Origin of the sequence: Pseudomonas sp. o96-267 (genome assembly GCF_003935465.1) — a bacterium.
In the GTDB taxonomy this organism is placed as follows: Bacteria; Pseudomonadota; Gammaproteobacteria; order Pseudomonadales; family Pseudomonadaceae; genus Aquipseudomonas; species Aquipseudomonas sediminis.
The window spans coordinates 19341-34000 of record NZ_RHQP01000013.1 but is presented as its reverse complement, the minus strand read 5'-3'; the positions used below and the strand labels follow the sequence as shown (position 1 = coordinate 34000).

General features: G+C 62.9%; 13 protein-coding genes. 2 read left to right on the top strand and 11 right to left on the bottom strand.

The window, feature by feature from the left end; translation table 11 throughout:
* Window positions 1-341 precede the first annotated feature (341 nt).
* Together EGJ86_RS10985 and EGJ86_RS10980 are read left to right on the top strand one after the other, a co-directional pair.
* Window positions 342-695: a BON domain-containing protein gene (locus EGJ86_RS10985; RefSeq protein ID WP_106735392.1), complete on the top strand. Its 354-nt coding sequence runs from the start codon at window positions 342-344 to the stop codon at window positions 693-695.
* A 57-nt stretch (window positions 696-752) separates the two neighbouring features.
* On the top strand, window positions 753-950 hold the full coding sequence (locus EGJ86_RS10980) for a CsbD family protein (protein ID WP_013716987.1): 198 nt from the start codon (window positions 753-755) through the stop codon (window positions 948-950).
* A 216-nt stretch (window positions 951-1166) separates the two neighbouring features.
* Here EGJ86_RS10980 and EGJ86_RS10975 read toward each other — a convergent pair whose 3' ends face one another.
* The 11 genes from EGJ86_RS10975 to EGJ86_RS10925 form a co-directional block, all read right to left on the bottom strand.
* The gene (locus EGJ86_RS10975) at window positions 1167-1469 is read right to left on the bottom strand and encodes a DUF2845 domain-containing protein (protein WP_125835133.1); all 303 of its coding nucleotides are present in this window, start codon (window positions 1467-1469) and stop codon (window positions 1167-1169) included.
* Between the two features lie 13 nt (window positions 1470-1482).
* On the bottom strand, window positions 1483-1791 hold the full coding sequence (locus tag EGJ86_RS10970) for a DUF2845 domain-containing protein (RefSeq protein WP_074679487.1): 309 nt from the start codon (window positions 1789-1791) through the stop codon (window positions 1483-1485).
* Window positions 1788-4670, bottom strand: a complete 2883-nt coding sequence (locus tag EGJ86_RS10965; RefSeq protein WP_125835132.1) for a DUF748 domain-containing protein — start codon at window positions 4668-4670, stop codon at window positions 1788-1790. Before EGJ86_RS10965 ends, EGJ86_RS10970 begins: the two co-directional genes overlap by 4 nt.
* A gap of 102 nt (window positions 4671-4772) precedes the next feature.
* Window positions 4773-5789: a class I SAM-dependent rRNA methyltransferase gene (locus tag EGJ86_RS10960; RefSeq protein ID WP_125835131.1), complete on the bottom strand. Its 1017-nt coding sequence runs from the start codon at window positions 5787-5789 to the stop codon at window positions 4773-4775.
* 72 nt (window positions 5790-5861) lie between these two features.
* A complete protein-coding gene (locus EGJ86_RS10955) occupies window positions 5862-6734 on the bottom strand; it encodes an oxygenase MpaB family protein (protein ID WP_125835192.1) in 873 nt (290 codons plus the stop codon).
* A gap of 70 nt (window positions 6735-6804) precedes the next feature.
* The gene (acs, locus tag EGJ86_RS10950; RefSeq protein ID WP_125835130.1) at window positions 6805-8742 is read right to left on the bottom strand and encodes an acetate--CoA ligase; all 1938 of its coding nucleotides are present in this window, start codon (window positions 8740-8742) and stop codon (window positions 6805-6807) included.
* A gap of 149 nt (window positions 8743-8891) precedes the next feature.
* Complete coding sequence (pgi, locus tag EGJ86_RS10945) at window positions 8892-10556, bottom strand: glucose-6-phosphate isomerase (RefSeq protein ID WP_125835129.1); 1665 nt, start codon at window positions 10554-10556, stop codon at window positions 8892-8894.
* Between the two features lie 80 nt (window positions 10557-10636).
* Entirely contained in the window at window positions 10637-11494 is an 858-nt protein-coding gene (gene panC, locus EGJ86_RS10940) for a pantoate--beta-alanine ligase (protein ID WP_099526086.1), read from the bottom strand.
* Window positions 11491-12291, bottom strand: coding sequence for a 3-methyl-2-oxobutanoate hydroxymethyltransferase (gene panB / locus EGJ86_RS10935; protein WP_125835128.1), 801 nt, complete (start codon window positions 12289-12291; stop codon window positions 11491-11493). Before panB ends, panC begins: the two co-directional genes overlap by 4 nt.
* A gap of 264 nt (window positions 12292-12555) precedes the next feature.
* Window positions 12556-13044, bottom strand: coding sequence for a 2-amino-4-hydroxy-6-hydroxymethyldihydropteridine diphosphokinase (gene folK, locus EGJ86_RS10930; RefSeq protein WP_106735402.1), 489 nt, complete (start codon window positions 13042-13044; stop codon window positions 12556-12558).
* Complete coding sequence (locus EGJ86_RS10925) at window positions 13041-14435, bottom strand: polynucleotide adenylyltransferase PcnB (protein ID WP_106735403.1); 1395 nt, start codon at window positions 14433-14435, stop codon at window positions 13041-13043. The genes folK and EGJ86_RS10925 overlap by 4 nt, the downstream gene beginning before the upstream one ends.
* Window positions 14436-14660 lie beyond the last annotated feature (225 nt).

Here is a 14660-nt window from a genome sequence, read left to right as displayed (position 1 = left end):
GCGCATCGCGATTTGTGCGCCGGTCACTGTTCATGCCATCAAGGGCCTGCAGCAGGCAGTTTCCGGCAGCGGCAGCGAGCCGATATCGGTTCATGCGTGCCTTTGATGCCCTTATGGGCCTGATCGAGTACGTCAGTACTTCAAGATCATGCAAATTGCCCGAGGCTTTTCATCCAACTCGGCGAAATGCAATCAAAAGCATGGTTTGATATTTTGTTAATTATTTGTTTTTAAAGGGAATATTTTATTTTTAAAACCTGGCACAGCCCCTGCAACAGTACTGGTGAACCTGCAGCCAGGAGATGGTTTGCAGATTGTCTGGAATGTACAGGAGTCGAATCATGAAACAGCCAATCAACCGTTTTGCCGCTACCACCCTGACCGCTGCCGTACTGAGCATGTCTCTGGCCTCGGCGGCCTTCGCTGCACAGCCGACCATGCTGGCAGCCAATGACACTGTGGATAAAGCCGAGCAGGCGGTATCCGACACCTGGATCACCAGCAAAGTGAAGTCCACCTTCGTTGCAGACTCGAACCTCAGCGCGCTGGACATCAAGGTCGAGACCAACCAGGGCGTGGTGTCTCTGTCCGGCACTGTTGCCACCGATGCCGAGCGTGATCTGGCTATCGCCAAGACCAAGGAAATCGAGGGTGTGCGTGACGTGTCCGCCGATGCCCTGAAAGCCGCTGACTGATAGCCGAGCCGGCCGGGCTAAAGCCCGGCCTCACTTTCTGTCACTGGGAGAATGACCATGAATAGCGACATCATCAAAGGCAAATGGAAGCAGCTCAACGGTCGCATCAAGGAGCGTTGGGGCAACCTGACCGATGACGACCTGGACGTCGCCGAGGGCCACAGCGAATACCTGGCCGGCAAGCTGCAAGAACGTTACGGCTGGACCAAGGAAAAGGCCCAGCAAGAGCTGCGCGATTTCAGCGACAAGCTCTGAGCACGGATTGCCTGGCAAGGATGCCCATACGTACGGATAGCTTCAGAAACGGATATCTCTTCAGCACGGATGGCTACAGGCAGGACGCCTGATCAGCACGGATAGCGACAAGCATGGAGGCGCGAAGGCCCCGCCGGTGTGACCGGCGGGGCCTTGATTTTTATGCAGGGCGCACGATGCGATCGTCACTGCGAGTGTGCTGCATGCAGCGCAGCATCAACTGCCGCGCTTGCTGCGGACCTCGGTCAGGCGCCCGCCTTCGAAACGCAGGAAGTGGTACATGCCGCTTTTCGGGCCGTAGATCCACTCCTCGACACTCACCTCATTACGAAAACCGTAGCTGTCGACCACTTCCTTGTAACCGACAAAGTCGCGACTGGACGGCTCTCCACATTTGTTCAGCACCTCTGCGGTGGGCGCTGTCTTGCTGACCAGGGCGCTACCGCAGCGGTAGGTGGAAGACGCCTCGGCCATCAGAGGCAGGCAGAGCAGGGTGAGCAGACAGCTGAATTTGCGCATGAGAGCCTCCTGTTCAGCGTTCGCGCCGACGTTCGATGGCCGTCAGGCGGTTACCCTCGAAGCGCAGGATGCTGAGCATGCCGTTGCTCGGGCCGTATACCCACTCCTCGATCATGTACTCGCGGCGGTCATAGGAGCCCAGGGTGTAGCCGACCGGATCGCGGTGCACCGGCGCGCCACATTTGCGTTCCACCTCGAACGGACGGTCGCCAAGGCTGACCAGGGCGCTGCCGCAGCGTAGCGTGTCGGCCTGCGCGGTAGCGCTGAGCAGGCCGGCAGTCAGGGTGACAAGCGTGATGATGGATAAGCTGCGCATGATCATTGGCTGTCCAGGTGCAGGGTGGTGAGCACGCGGCCGTCGGCTTCGGGTTCACCTAGGTTGGCATCGATCAGGTAGACGCGTTCATCGTACAACCCGCCTTGTTCAACCAGATAATCCTTGATCGTTGCAGCGCGTTGCTGAGCCAGTTGGCGCAACAACAGCTTGCTTTGAGCCCAGGAGTCCAGCACCGCCGTGCGCATGTTCTGCTGGCGTTGCTCCTTGTCCAGTTCGGCCCATTCGGCCGGCGGCTGCTGCTTGAGGCGGGTGCGATAGATGCCTTCGAGCAGAGCGGCTTGTTCGTCTTCGGCGACCGTCAGCTCATCGGGACTGGCCGGCACCCTGTCACCACGGCGTTGCAGCACCTTGTACCAGGTTTCGCGAAATTCGCGCTGCAGACGCTGTTCGGCCAATAGCGGGCCATCGGCACTCTGTGCGGCCTGGCCTTCCACCTCCAGGCGCAGGTTGGGGCGTTCCCCGAGCGCTTTGGCCAGCGTGTCCAGTGCCTGGCGCGCGTCACCCTCAAGCTCTGCAGAACCGGCGGCGAACGGCACGGTGCTGAGGTCGACGTTACCGCCGCCGACCAGCCCGGCGATGAACTTGAACGGCGCCTGGGCTGTGCGCAGCACCAGGTTGCGCAGGGTCTGCCAGACGATGGGCATGACACTGAACTCGGGATTGTTGAGGTCGCCCTTGACCGGCAGCTCGATGGCGATGCGGCCCTGAGTGTCTTTGAGCAGGGCGACTGCCAGGCGAATCGGCAGGTCCACGGCGTCCGGGCTGTCGACTCGCTCGCCCAGTTGCAGGTTCTCCACCAGTACCTTGTTCTCGGCGTTGAGCTGGCCTTTCTCGATGCGGTAGTGCAGGTCGAGGTTGAGGCGGCCCTTGCGGATGCGATAACCGGCGAATTTGCCGGAGTAGGGCGTGATGGTGGTCAGCTCGACATTCTTGAAGCTGGTGGCGATATCCAGACTGTTGAGCGGATCGAAAGGCGTCAGCTTGCCCTTGATGCTCATCGGCGCGTAGCGGTCGACCTTACCCTGGATATCGACGCTGGCGGCTTGCGGCTTCTGATTGTCGAGTACGCCGATGCGCCCGTTCATCTGCTGAACGGCGGTGGCGAAGCTGGGGGTCAGGCTGAAGTCGGCGAAGTTGGCCGAGCCGTCATTGATGGCTACGCCACCGATGCGGATCGCCAGAGGCTTACCTGCATCGGCCTTGCTCTCGTTCGGCGACGCCGGCTGCGGCACGATCAGCTCGCTGACGTTGGTGGTCAGGTTCTCGTTGATCACGAAGCGTGCGTAGGGCTGATCCAGTTCGACGCGCTCGATGGCCAGACTTTGACCATGGCGATAGTCGATGCCGCCCACCCGTACCTGCTTCCAGCGCACGAAATCGCGTTCGCGCAAGGTGTCCAGGGTGTGCAGCTGATCGACCCTGGCGCTGCCGGTGACGCTGAGCGCCAGCGGCTCGGTGCTCCTGAGCTGCACGTCGAGATCACTGCCGAGCAGGCCGCTGCGCAGTTCCAGGCGAATGAAGGGGCTCAGATAGGCCTGCGCCAGGCGCAGGTCGATGTCCTGCGTGGCGACCTTGAGTTGAGCGCTGGTTGGGCTCAGTTGTACGTTGCCGGCCGCCTGCAGCTTGCCCTGCTTGCCCAGGCCGGTGTCGAGCCTGAGGTCGAAAGGTTTGTCGCCGAGGCTGTCGAAGTTCTTCAGGTCGAGGTTCAGCGGGCCGACATCCACGGCCACTTCCTGCTGCGGTACACGGTCGGCCAGGTGAGCCTTGTAGTCGCGCAGCTGCACATCTTGCAGCAGCACTTGCCAGGGCTTGCTCTCGCCGGCCTGCTCCGTGGGTTCGGCAGCCTCGGGCTTGGCGCTTTCGGGTTTGGCGAACAGCTTCTGCCAGTCCAGTTGGCCGTCGGCTTCGCGCGCCGCCCAGGCCTCCAGGCCCTGGCTGCGCACCTGGCCGACCACCACCTGCTGCTTGGCTAGGTCGAGGCTGGTGTTGTCGATATCCAGGCGTTGCAGGCGTACCAGCGGTTTACCTTGCGGGTCGTCGATGGCAAAGGGGGCCAACTGCACCTTGATCTTGCTCAGTTGCAGCTCGGTACCGCTGGACAGGTCGAGGCGATAGTCGCTGCTGAGATCGACCTGGCCTTCCTTGAGTACCAGTGGCAGTGCGTCGCGCACATAAGGCCAGAAGGTGCTCAGGCGGCCATCGCTGACGCTCAGGCTGCCGCTCGAGGTAATGGGCGTCAGGCTGACCTGACCGCGCCAGTCGATCTGCGCACCGTGTGGTCCGCTGGCGGTCATGGTCATTTCGGCGTTGTCACCGGCCAGCGTGCTGAGGTTGTGCAGTTCCAGATCGAGCGCGTCATAGGCGAATTCCACGGCCTCACTCGGGCGCAGGTCCTGGAAGCGCAGTGACTTCTCACGCAGACGAATGCTGTCGATGCGCAGTGGGAAGGGCTCGCTGCTCTCGGCCTTGGGTTCTGCCTGGCTTTGCGGTAGACGGAACAGTTGGGTGAGATTGAGCGTGCCGTCTTTGCCGAACAGTATTTCGGTGCGCGCGCCGTCGAGCTCGACGTCGCTCAGGTGCAGGGCACCGCTCCACAGGCTGTCGCTCTGCAGGTTGGCGTAGAGGCGTTGGAAGCTCAGTTGCTCCTGGCCACTCTCGCCGATACTCAGGCCCCAGAGGCTCAGCTCGAGTGTGAAGGGGTTGAGCTGCACGCGCTGCAGCGAGGCGGGCACCGTGGCGTACTGCGCCAACTGCTGATTGGCGACACGCAGGGCGATGCCCGGCAGAATCAGAAAGTCGATCAGGCTGTAGAGGAAAACGGTGATCAACAGTGCGCTCAGCGCGCGCTTCAGTCCTTTGGGCATGGCTTGGCGTCATCTATCCAGACGAGGAGACGACTTGGAGTATGGCACGGCGGTTCGGTTCCGGTCGTTATCGCTGCACTCAGATTGCGTGCCGGCCGTGTTTCAAAGCTGCAGGATCAGGGTTTTCAGCGGCGGTTTGGCATCATGCGAAGGGAAGTCGGATGCAGGGACGATGACCTGGCAATCCTGCACTGAGCGGCCGAGTTTCTCGGCGCAGCGCAGCACTTGGGCGCGCCAGTCGCTCATCTCCACTTTTGCCAGGTTGTTGCAGCACACCAGGGTGCCGCCTTCGGCAGTGGCCAGCAGAGCTGGCTTGAGGAGGCTCTGGTAATCACGCAGCAAATCGACCGTACCGAAGGCGCTCTTGGCCCAGGCTGGCGGGTCGAGGAACACAAGATCGAACTGACGCGGTTGCAGGCGCGGGTAACTCGGCAGTTTTTGCCCGCGTCGGCTGCTGATCGGTAGATCGGCCAACTGACGAATCGCCGGGAAGTAATCGGACTGGATGAACTGCATGGCGGGCAACTCGGGGTTGAGCGCACTGTTTTCGCGGCCCACGGCGAGGTTACCCTGGGCGAAGTCGAGGTTGGTCACCTCGCGTGCGCCACCCGCCGCGGCGCACAGACCGACGCCGCAGGTGTAGCCGAACAGGTTGAGCACGGACTTGTCGGCACTGTTGGCCTTGATCCAGCCGCGAGCGTTGCGCAGGTCGAGAAACAGCAACGGGTCCTGTCCGGCATGCCGGCCGCGTACGCGGTAATTCAGCCCCCATTCGTGGCCGACCATATCCTCCAGCGCTGCCTCGTCGGCCTGGAACAGGGTTGGGTCGCGATCGATCCGCGAATTGCCCTTGGAGCGGTCGTTGTAGACCAGGAGCAGCGGCTGACCCAGATGAGTTTCGACGTTGCCGACGATGCTGTGTAGCTCGCCGGCCTCAAGCGGTTGATGAAAACTCTGTACCAGCAACTGCGGGCCGTAGCGGTCCACGGTCAGGCCAGGCGCGCCTTCCTGGCTACCGTGGAACAGTCGGTAGCAGTCGGTGCCTTGGGCGTGCAGGTCTGCGAGGAGGTTTTCGCGAGCGGCGAGGGCGGCGCGCAGCGCCTGGTCAAGAGAAGGCATGCGCGGCGTCTCGGAGAAAGGAGGCGCAAGTTTATCAAGAAAAGCCGCGGGGGATGGACGTTGGACGGTGGCCTACAGGCGCGGCGCTAAACGACGCTGGGCGCGCTGCGCTGCACTGTTACGAATCGCCCAGCGCAGCAGCGTGGCGGTGCGTTGCACGCTGCTGCGAATCAGCGGACGGCGCCAGGGGGCCTGGTGCTCGCCGAGCAGGTCGCTGGCCCAGTCCGGCAGCAGGTCTACACCGGCCTGCATCATCAGATTGCCGAAGGGTTTGGCGAGAATATTGGGCATCGGTGCGGCATACAGCAGCCGCACCACTTCGCGGGTTCGCGCGTCACACAGCAATTGCGGGCGCATGCGCTGGAGGTAGTCGCTGATGGCCTGGCGCGATTTAGGCACGTCCTGCGCGCCGAGGCGTTCGGCGATCAATGCCACTTCGCGGTAGTAACGATCCTGTTCGGCCACCGGCAGTTGCGGGTCGACGTAGCGCAGGTAGCCGGCGAGAAACTGGCTGACCTCGGAGACATGCACCCAGGTCAGCAGCTCGGGGTCGCTGGCGGCATAGGGGCGACCGTCCGGCGCGCTGCCGACCACCTGAAGGTGGATGCGGCGCACCTTGTCGATCAATTGCTCGGCATCGTGCAGGCCACCATAGGTGGTGCCGGCGATGAACAGGCTGGTACGGCGCAGGCGGCCGAGCATGTCCTGGCGAAAGGTAGAGTGATCCCACACCCCGGCCAAGGCCAGCGGGTGGAGCATCTGCAGGAGCAGGGCGGAGATGCCGCCGACCATCATCGCGGTGAAGTCGGCGTGGACTTTCCAGACCATCGACTCGGGGCCGAACAGGCCGGCATCACCGTGCGGCTGATCGAGGTCGAGCACGCCCAGCGATGCGCCGGTGAGGCTGTGCACCTGTTTTTCGATTTGTCTGCGTAGGGTTTCCATGGCGCGCAGTTTCGGCGCTTGGCTGGCGCAAGACAAGCTGAGCCCCGCCCCTTGGGGGCGGGGCGGAGGGTCAGCGGTTGAGACGCTGATCGATCAGGCTGTCGACCACGCTGGGGTCGGCCAGGGTCGAGGTGTCGCCCATGTTCTCCAGCTCGTTGCAGGCGATCTTGCGCAGGATGCGGCGCATGATCTTGCCTGAGCGGGTCTTGGGCAGGCCCGGTGCCCACTGGACCAGTTCCGGCTTGGCGAAACTGCCGATCTCCTTGCCGACCAGGGTCAGCAGATCCTTCTTCAGCTCGTCGGAAGGCTCCTGGCCATTCATCAGGGTGACGTAGGCATAGATGCCCTGGCCCTTCACATCGTGCGGGTAGCCGACCACTGCCGCTTCGGCCACTGCATCGTGCAGCACCAGCGCGCTCTCCACTTCGGCGGTACCGATGCGGTGGCCGGAGACGTTGATCACGTCATCCACACGGCCGGTGATCCAGTAGTAGCCTTCCTCGTCGCGGCGTGCGCCGTCACCGGTGAAGTAGTAGCCGGGGTAAGGCTTGAAGTAGGTATCGATCATGCGTTGATGATCGCCGTAGACGCTGCGGATCTGGCTCGGCCAACTCGCCTTGATGGCCAGTACGCCGCTGCCGGGGCCATCGATCTCCTTGCCCTGTTCGTCGAGCAGCACCGGTTGTACGCCGAAGAACGGACGGGTGGCCGAGCCGGGCTTGAGGTCGGTAGCACCAGGCAGCGGAGTGATCAGGATGGAGCCCGTTTCGGTCTGCCACCAGGTATCGACGATGGGGCAGCGGCTATCGCCCACCACATGAAAGTACCACTCCCAGGCTTCCGGGTTGATCGGTTCGCCCACCGTGCCGAGCAGGCGCAGGCTGCTGCGCGACGTGCTCTTGACCGGGCTTTGACCCTCGCGCATCAGTGCACGCAGGGCGGTCGGTGCGGTGTAGAAGGTGTTGACCTGGTGCTTGTCGATCACCTGCCAGAAGCGCGAAGCGTCCGGGTAGTTGGGCACGCCTTCGAACATCAGAGTGGTGGCAGCGTTGGCCAGTGGGCCGTAGACGATGTAGCTGTGCCCGGTAACCCAGCCGACATCGGCGGTGCACCAGTAGATGTCGCCCTCGTGGTAGTCGAACACGTACTTGTGGGTCATCGCTGCGCCGAGCAGGTAGCCGCCAGTGGTGTGCAGCACGCCCTTGGGTTTCCCGGTGGAGCCCGAGGTGTAGAGGATGAACAGCGGATCCTCGGCGTCCATCGGCTCGGCCGGGCAGTCGGCATCGACTTCCTTCAGCGCCTGGTGGTACCAGAGATCACGACCTTCCACCCAGGCGATATCGCCCTGAGTGCGTTCGACTACCACCACGGTGGAGACGTCCGGGCAGCTTTGCAGGGCCTTGTCGACGTTGGCTTTCAAGGGAATGTACTTGCCGCCGCGCACGCCTTCGTCGGCGGTGATCACTGCACGGCAGTCGGCATCGAGGATGCGGTCGCGCAGGGCATCCGGAGAGAAACCGCCGAACACCACCGAATGCACCGCACCGATACGCGCGCAGGCGAGCATGGCGTAGGCTGCTTCGGGAATCATCGGCATGTAGATGCACACCCGGTCGCCTTTCTTCACGCCACGGCCCTTGAGCACGTTGGCCAGTCGGCTGACGTTGTGGTGCAGCTTGTTGTAGGTGATGTGTGCCGACTCGGCCGGGTTGTCACCTTCCCAGATGATGGCGATCTGTTCGCCGCGCTTTTCCAGGTGGCGGTCGATGCAGTTGTAGGCAACGTTGAGTTGGCCGCCCTTGAACCATTCGGCGTGGCCTTGTTTCAGGTCGCTGGTATGCACCTTGTCCCACGGTTTGAACCAGTCCAGAAAGGTCTTGGCCTGCTCGCCCCAGAAGGTCTCGGGTTGCTCGACGGACTGTTGATACAGGCGCAGATAAGCATCGTTATCCAGGTGTGCGCGCTGACGTACCGCGTCGGCCACGGGGTGGCGGGTGATCTCGAACATGGCGGGCTCCTTGTAATTGTTTGTCCGCAACAATCACAAGGGTGCACCCAAGCAGGCGCTTGGTTCAAGGGGCGATATTCGACGCAAGAGCGGCTGCGCGCCGTGAACACTGCCCGGCGCTTGGCCCCGGGCAGCGTCAGACGCGTGCATCAGCCGCGATGATGTTCGCGGAAATGAGCGATCAGGCCCTGGGTCGATGCATCCGATGCACTGCCATCGAGCTGGCCGGTCAGGCGCTGATAAACCTCCTTGCCCATCTCCTTGCCCAGCTCCACGCCCCACTGGTCGAAGGCATTGATGCCCCAGATGGCGCTCTGCACGAAGACCTTGTGCTCGTAAAGGGCAACCAGCGCGCCCAGCTCGAATGGTGCGATGCGGTTCATCACCAGGATGTTGCTCGGGCGATTGCCGGGGATCACCTTGTGCGGCGCCAGGCGCTGCACGTCGGCCTCGGCCATGCCTTTGGCGCGCAGTTCGGCCTCGGCCTCCTCACGCGTCTTGCCCTGCATCAGCGCCTGGGCCTGCGACAGGCAGTTGGCGAACAACCACTGGTGATGGTCGGACAATGGGTTGTAGCTGTTGACCGGAACGATGAAGTCCGCCGGTACCAGCAGGCGGCCCTGGTGCAGCAACTGGTGGTAAGCATGCTGGCCGTTGCAGCCGACACCGCCCCAGATGATCGGCCCCGTGGCGATGTCCAGCGCGCTGCCATCCTGGCGCACGCTCTTGCCGTTGGACTCCATGTCCAACTGCTGCAGGTGTTTGGTGAAGTTACGCAGGTAATGGTCGTAGGGCAGGATGGCGTGGCTCTGCGCGTCCCAGAAATTGGTGTACCAGATGCCCAGCAGGGCCATCAGCACCGGCATGTTCTCGGCCAATGGCGCCTGGGTGAAGTGCTGGTCCATGGCGTAGGCACCGGCCAGCAGTTCCTTGAAGTTGGACACGCCGATGGCCAGGGCGATGGGCAGGCCAATGGCCGACCACAACGAGTAGCGGCCGCCGACCCAGTCCCACATGGGGAAGATGTTCTCTTCGCCGATGCCGAACTCGATGGCAGCCTTGCGGTTGCTGGTTACGGCGATGAAGTGACGGTGCAGCTCTTCTTCCGGGCCGCCCATGGCCAGGTACCAGTCGCGCGCGGCCAGGGTATTCTTCAGGGTTTCCAGGGTGCCGAAGGACTTGCTGGAAACGATGAACAGGGTAGTTTCCGGGTTGAGGCGGGCGGTCAGTTCGCGGAATTCGCTGCCGTCGATATTGGCCAGGTAGTGGCAGCGCACGCCACGCTGGGTGAATGGGCGCAGGGCCTCGGAAACCAGTTGCGGGCCGAGGAAGGAGCCGCCAATGCCGATGTTGACCACTTCCTTGATCGGTTTTTCGCTGTAGCCGCGCCACAGGCCACTGTGAATGCGACTGACCAGCTCGGTGACCTGGTTCAGGACGCGGTGAACCTCGGGAATGATGTCATGGCCGTCGACCAGCAGGCGGCGGCCAATCGGGCTGCGCAGGGCGGTATGCAGCGCGGCACGGCCTTCCGAAGCGTTGACCTGTTCGCCGTGGTACAGGCTGGCGATGGACTCCTGCAGACCGGCCTGCTCGGCCAGTTGAATCAGCAGATCGAGGCCGCGCTCATCGATCAGGTTCTTCGAGTAATCCAGCAGCAGCCCGCAGCTGTCGAGGGAAAAGCGCTGGTAGCGCCGTGCGTCTGCAGCGAAGGCTTCGCGCATGCTGAAACCGGCCATCTCGGCGCGATGCTGCTGCAGGGCCTGCCAGGCGGGCAGGGTGGTGACGTCTTGAGGCTGCTGGTAATAGGCCATCGGAGCTCCTGGTCCACAAAAGCAAAAGGCCCGGATCGATCCGGGCCTTTGAGAGTGTAACCGGCTGCCTTTGCAGGCAGCTACTGGCGTGGTAGTTCAACCACCAGATTGTCGATCAGACGGGTGCTACCCAGCTGTGCAGCAGTCAGCACCACCAGGTGATGATCGTCGAGCTGGGCTGGGCGCAGGTTCACCGCGTTACGGATCTCCAGGTAATCGGGGATGAAGCCGGCAGCACGTTGCTGCGCCTGGGTACTGTCGATAAGCCGTGCGTAATCGCGAGCGCCACGCTGCAGTTCTTCGGCGATCGCTTGCAGGCCTCGATACAGTGCTGGAGCGGCGGCGCGTTGCTCCTCGCTGAGGTAGCCGTTGCGTGAGGACAGGGCAAGGCCATCCTCGGCGCGTTGAGTTGGCGCTCCGATAATCTGGATCGGCATGTTCAGGTCCTGCACCAGTGCGCGGATCACTGCCAGTTGCTGATAGTCCTTCTCGCCGAACACGGCCAGATCAGGCTGGACCATGTTGAACAGCTTGGTCACCACCGTCGCGACGCCCTCGAAATGCCCCGGACGACTGGCGCCGCAGAGGCCTTCGGAAACACCGGGAACGATGACGCGGGCCTGGTCACCCATGCCGTGCGGGTAGATTTCCGCGACATCGGGGTGAAACAGCAGGTGGCAGCCGGCCGCCAGCAGTTTCTCCTGGTCGGCGGCGAGGGTGCGCGGATAGGTGTCCAGATCTTCACCGGCGCCGAACTGCAGTGGGTTGACGAAGATGCTGGCAACCACGAAGTCGGCACGTTGGGCGGCGATCTGTACCAGCGAAACGTGGCCCGCGTGCAGATTGCCCATGGTCGGCACGAAACCGATTTGCTTGCCCTCGGCCCGTGCCTGAGCGATGGCTGCGCGCAGCTCGCGCAGGGTCTTCACCGTGGTCATGCGGAAAACCCATGTTCGGCAGCCGGGAAGCTGCCGTCTTTGACGGCCTGTACGTAAGCGCTGAAGGCGCCCTGAATGCTGCTCTGGCCCTCCATGAAGTTACGCACGAACTTCGGCGAACGACCGGACAGCGACAGCCCGAGCATGTCGTGCTTGACCAGCACCTGGCCATCGGTGGCGCTGCCTGCGCCAATGCCGATCACCGGAACCTTCACCGCCTGGGTGATTTCCGCAGCCAGTTCGCTCGGTACGCATTCGAGCAGCAGCATGGCCGCACCGGCCTGCTCCAATGCCATGGCGTCGGCACGCATCTGCCGTGCCTGCGCTTCCTGGCGGCCCTGAACCTTGTAGCCGCCGAGAATGTTCACTGCTTGTGGGGTCAGGCCCAGATGCGCGCACACCGGTACGCCGCGCTCGGCCAGCAGACGGATTGGCTCGGCCAGCCAGCCAGCACCTTCCAGTTTGACCATGTGCGCGCCGGCCTGCATCAGCTTGGCGCTGTTGTGCAGAGCCTGCTCGGTGGTGGCATAGGCCATGAATGGCAGATCGGTGACGATCAGTGCGCCCTGGTTGCCGCGTTTGACGCAGGCGGTGTGGTAGGCCATTTCCTCGACGCTGACCGGCAGGGTGCTGTCGTGGCCCTGCAGGACCATGCCCAGGGAGTCGCCGACCAGCAACACGTCGACACCCGCCTGGCAGGCCGCATGGGCGTAGGTGGCGTCATAGCAGGTCAGCATGGCGATCTTTTCACCGTTCTGCTTGAGGCTCTGCAGGGTGGTCAGGGTAACGTCAGGCATTTCAAAGGTCCTCGCTCAGGCTCGGTATACCGCTTCTATCTGGCTGCAATCCGGCCTGGATTGGCATCAAAGGTGCGCCCGGCGCTGGGCGACGGGACGCCTATAGTCCTGATGGGGGGGCGTGAAGTCAATTGCAGGTGTTACCGCTCTGTTACTGGCGTTACCGCCAATGCCCGTGGCGAACGGCCGAGCTAGAGCTGGCGCGGGCTTGCGGCGGGTAGCAGGCGCAGAACAAGGTGAAGGTGGCTGGCGCTTGCTCGGGCGTCACTCCGGCAGGCGCTCCAGGCCGGTGAAGGGGCAGGCTTCGAGCAATGCATTGAGGCTGCGGCCGTCTGGCAACTGCAGCTCTGCGGCCAGCTCGGCCAGCGGGTAGAGCACGAAGGGCCGCGCGTGCATGTGGTAGTGCGGCACGGTCAGGCGCTCGTCGTCGATCAGGCGCTCACCGAACAGCAGGATATCCAGGTCCAGTGTGCGTGGTCCCCAGCGTTCGGCCTTGCGCACGCGACCTTGCTCCTGCTCGATGCGTTGCAGCGCGTCGAGCAACTGCCAGGGTTCCAGCGCGGTATCCAGCGCTGCCACGGCGTTGACGTAACGCGGTTGATCCGCCGGGCCCAGGGGGTCGCTGATGTAGAACGACGAATGCGCCTGCAAGCGGCTGTGCGGCAACTGGGCGATAGCATGCAAGGCCGCGCGTAGCTGTTGCAGCGGCTCGGCCAGGTTGCTGCCGAGGCCGATGTAAACCCGCTCCATCATTCGCCGCCGCTTTCGTCGCTGCGCTTACGCCGATTGTTGTTGCTGCGGCGACGTTTGCGTGGCGCGGCGCCGGTGCTTTCGCCTTTGCCAGCGAGGTCGCGAATCATCTGCCGGCGCTCACTGTCGTTGGCGTCTTGATAGTCCGTCCACCATTCGCCCAGGCCACCGGTGTCTTCCCCAGCCAGTTCGCGCAGCAGGAGGAAGTCATAGCCGGCGCGGAAGCGAGGGTTCTCCAGCAGCAGATCGGCACGCTTGCCGCTGCGTCGCGGCAGGCGCTCCTGCATGTCCCAGATTTCGCGAATCGGGATGGTGAAGCGCTTGGGCACGGCAATGCGCTGGCATTGCTCGGCGATCAGTTCGTGGGCGGCTTCCTGCATGGCCGGAATCGGCGGCATGCCTTTGCTTTGCAACTGCAGTACACGGGCGGGCAGGGCAGGCCACAACAGTGCGGCGAAGAGGAAGGCAGGCGTAACCGACTTGCCATCGTGGATGCGGTCGTCGGTGTTGATCAGCGCCTGGCGAATCAGTTTCTCGGTGTACTGCGGGTTCTGCTTGAGCGCTGCGCCGCTGGCCGGGAAAAGTTGAGCGAACAGGTCGTGCTCGAGCAGCAGGTCAAAGGTGTATTCGGCGTAACCGGCGAGGAACAGCTTGAGCACTTCGTCGAACAGGCGTGCCGAGGGAATGTCGCGCAGCATCGGCGCCAGACGGCGAATCGGCGCGGCGCTGTGCTTCTCGATATCGAAATCCAGCTTGGCGGCGAAACGTACCGCACGCAGCATGCGCACCGGGTCTTCCAGGTAACGCTGCTCAGGGTCGCCAATCAGGCGTACCTGATGGTTGCGCACATCGTGCATGCCGCGGGCGTAGTCGAGGATGTGCTCCTGGGTTGGATCGTAGTACAGCGCGTTGATGGTGAAGTCGCGGCGCTGTGCATCGTCTTCCAGAGTGCCGTAGACGTTGTCGCGCAGGATGCGGCCGCTTTCGTTGCGTGCCGCCTGGTTGCTGTTTTCCTCTTCCTCGCCTTGTGGGTGGTTGGCGCGGAAGGTAGCGACTTCGATGATCTCGCGGCCGAAATGCACGTGAACCAGCTTGAAGCGGCGGCCGATCACCCGGGCGTTACGGAATTCGGCACGCACCTGCTCGGGCGTGGCGCTGGTTGCGACGTCGAAATCCTTGGGGTCGATATCCAGCAGCAGGTCGCGAACGCAACCACCGACCAGATAGGCCTGGTAGCCGGCCTTCTGCAGGCGCTCGACCACGCTGATGGCGTGACGGCTGATCTCGTTGCGCTTGAGCGGATGTTGGCTGCTGCTCAGCACTTCGGGAGTGCTGCGTGGGCGTGGGGCACGGCGCAGAGGTGAGTGGAAAGATTTGAACAGCTTTTTCAGCATGGGATGCACTGTTTGGAGTAGTGGTCGGCCTGCTGCGCATGCGCTTGAAAATCGAATTGCGTGGGCATCACGGCGTTAAAAGCAGTTTGCTTTGGCAAGGTTTTTCAACTGCATGCGAAACGATGACCGCATGATTGCTGCGGATTCTAGCATCGTGTAGGGAGAAGGTGTGTAGAGGGGCGGCAGGCGGGGATCTGAGGACCGGAAGCTACTGGGGAAGCCGAA

What these genes read in the sequence shown, in the direction of transcription:
- EGJ86_RS10985 (WP_106735392.1), top strand. Translation starts at nt 342, where the DNA reads ATGAAACAGCCAATCAACCGTTTTGCCGCTACCACCCTGACCGCTGCC.
- EGJ86_RS10980 (WP_013716987.1), top strand. Translation starts at nt 753, where the DNA reads ATGAATAGCGACATCATCAAAGGCAAATGGAAGCAGCTCAACGGTCGC.
- panC (WP_099526086.1), bottom strand. Translation starts at nt 11,494, where the DNA reads ATGACCACGGTGAAGACCCTGCGCGAGCTGCGCGCAGCCATCGCTCAG.
- folK (WP_106735402.1), bottom strand. Translation starts at nt 13,044, where the DNA reads ATGATGGAGCGGGTTTACATCGGCCTCGGCAGCAACCTGGCCGAGCCG.
- EGJ86_RS10955 (WP_125835192.1), bottom strand. Translation starts at nt 6,734, where the DNA reads ATGGAAACCCTACGCAGACAAATCGAAAAACAGGTGCACAGCCTCACC.
- EGJ86_RS10975 (WP_125835133.1), bottom strand. Translation starts at nt 1,469, where the DNA reads ATGCGCAAATTCAGCTGTCTGCTCACCCTGCTCTGCCTGCCTCTGATG.
- EGJ86_RS10970 (WP_074679487.1), bottom strand. Translation starts at nt 1,791, where the DNA reads ATGATCATGCGCAGCTTATCCATCATCACGCTTGTCACCCTGACTGCC.
- EGJ86_RS10960 (WP_125835131.1), bottom strand. Translation starts at nt 5,789, where the DNA reads ATGCCTTCTCTTGACCAGGCGCTGCGCGCCGCCCTCGCCGCTCGCGAA.
- EGJ86_RS10965 (WP_125835132.1), bottom strand. Translation starts at nt 4,670, where the DNA reads ATGCCCAAAGGACTGAAGCGCGCGCTGAGCGCACTGTTGATCACCGTT.
- panB (WP_125835128.1), bottom strand. Translation starts at nt 12,291, where the DNA reads ATGCCTGACGTTACCCTGACCACCCTGCAGAGCCTCAAGCAGAACGGT.
- EGJ86_RS10925 (WP_106735403.1), bottom strand. Translation starts at nt 14,435, where the DNA reads ATGCTGAAAAAGCTGTTCAAATCTTTCCACTCACCTCTGCGCCGTGCC.
- pgi (WP_125835129.1), bottom strand. Translation starts at nt 10,556, where the DNA reads ATGGCCTATTACCAGCAGCCTCAAGACGTCACCACCCTGCCCGCCTGG.
- acs (WP_125835130.1), bottom strand. Translation starts at nt 8,742, where the DNA reads ATGTTCGAGATCACCCGCCACCCCGTGGCCGACGCGGTACGTCAGCGC.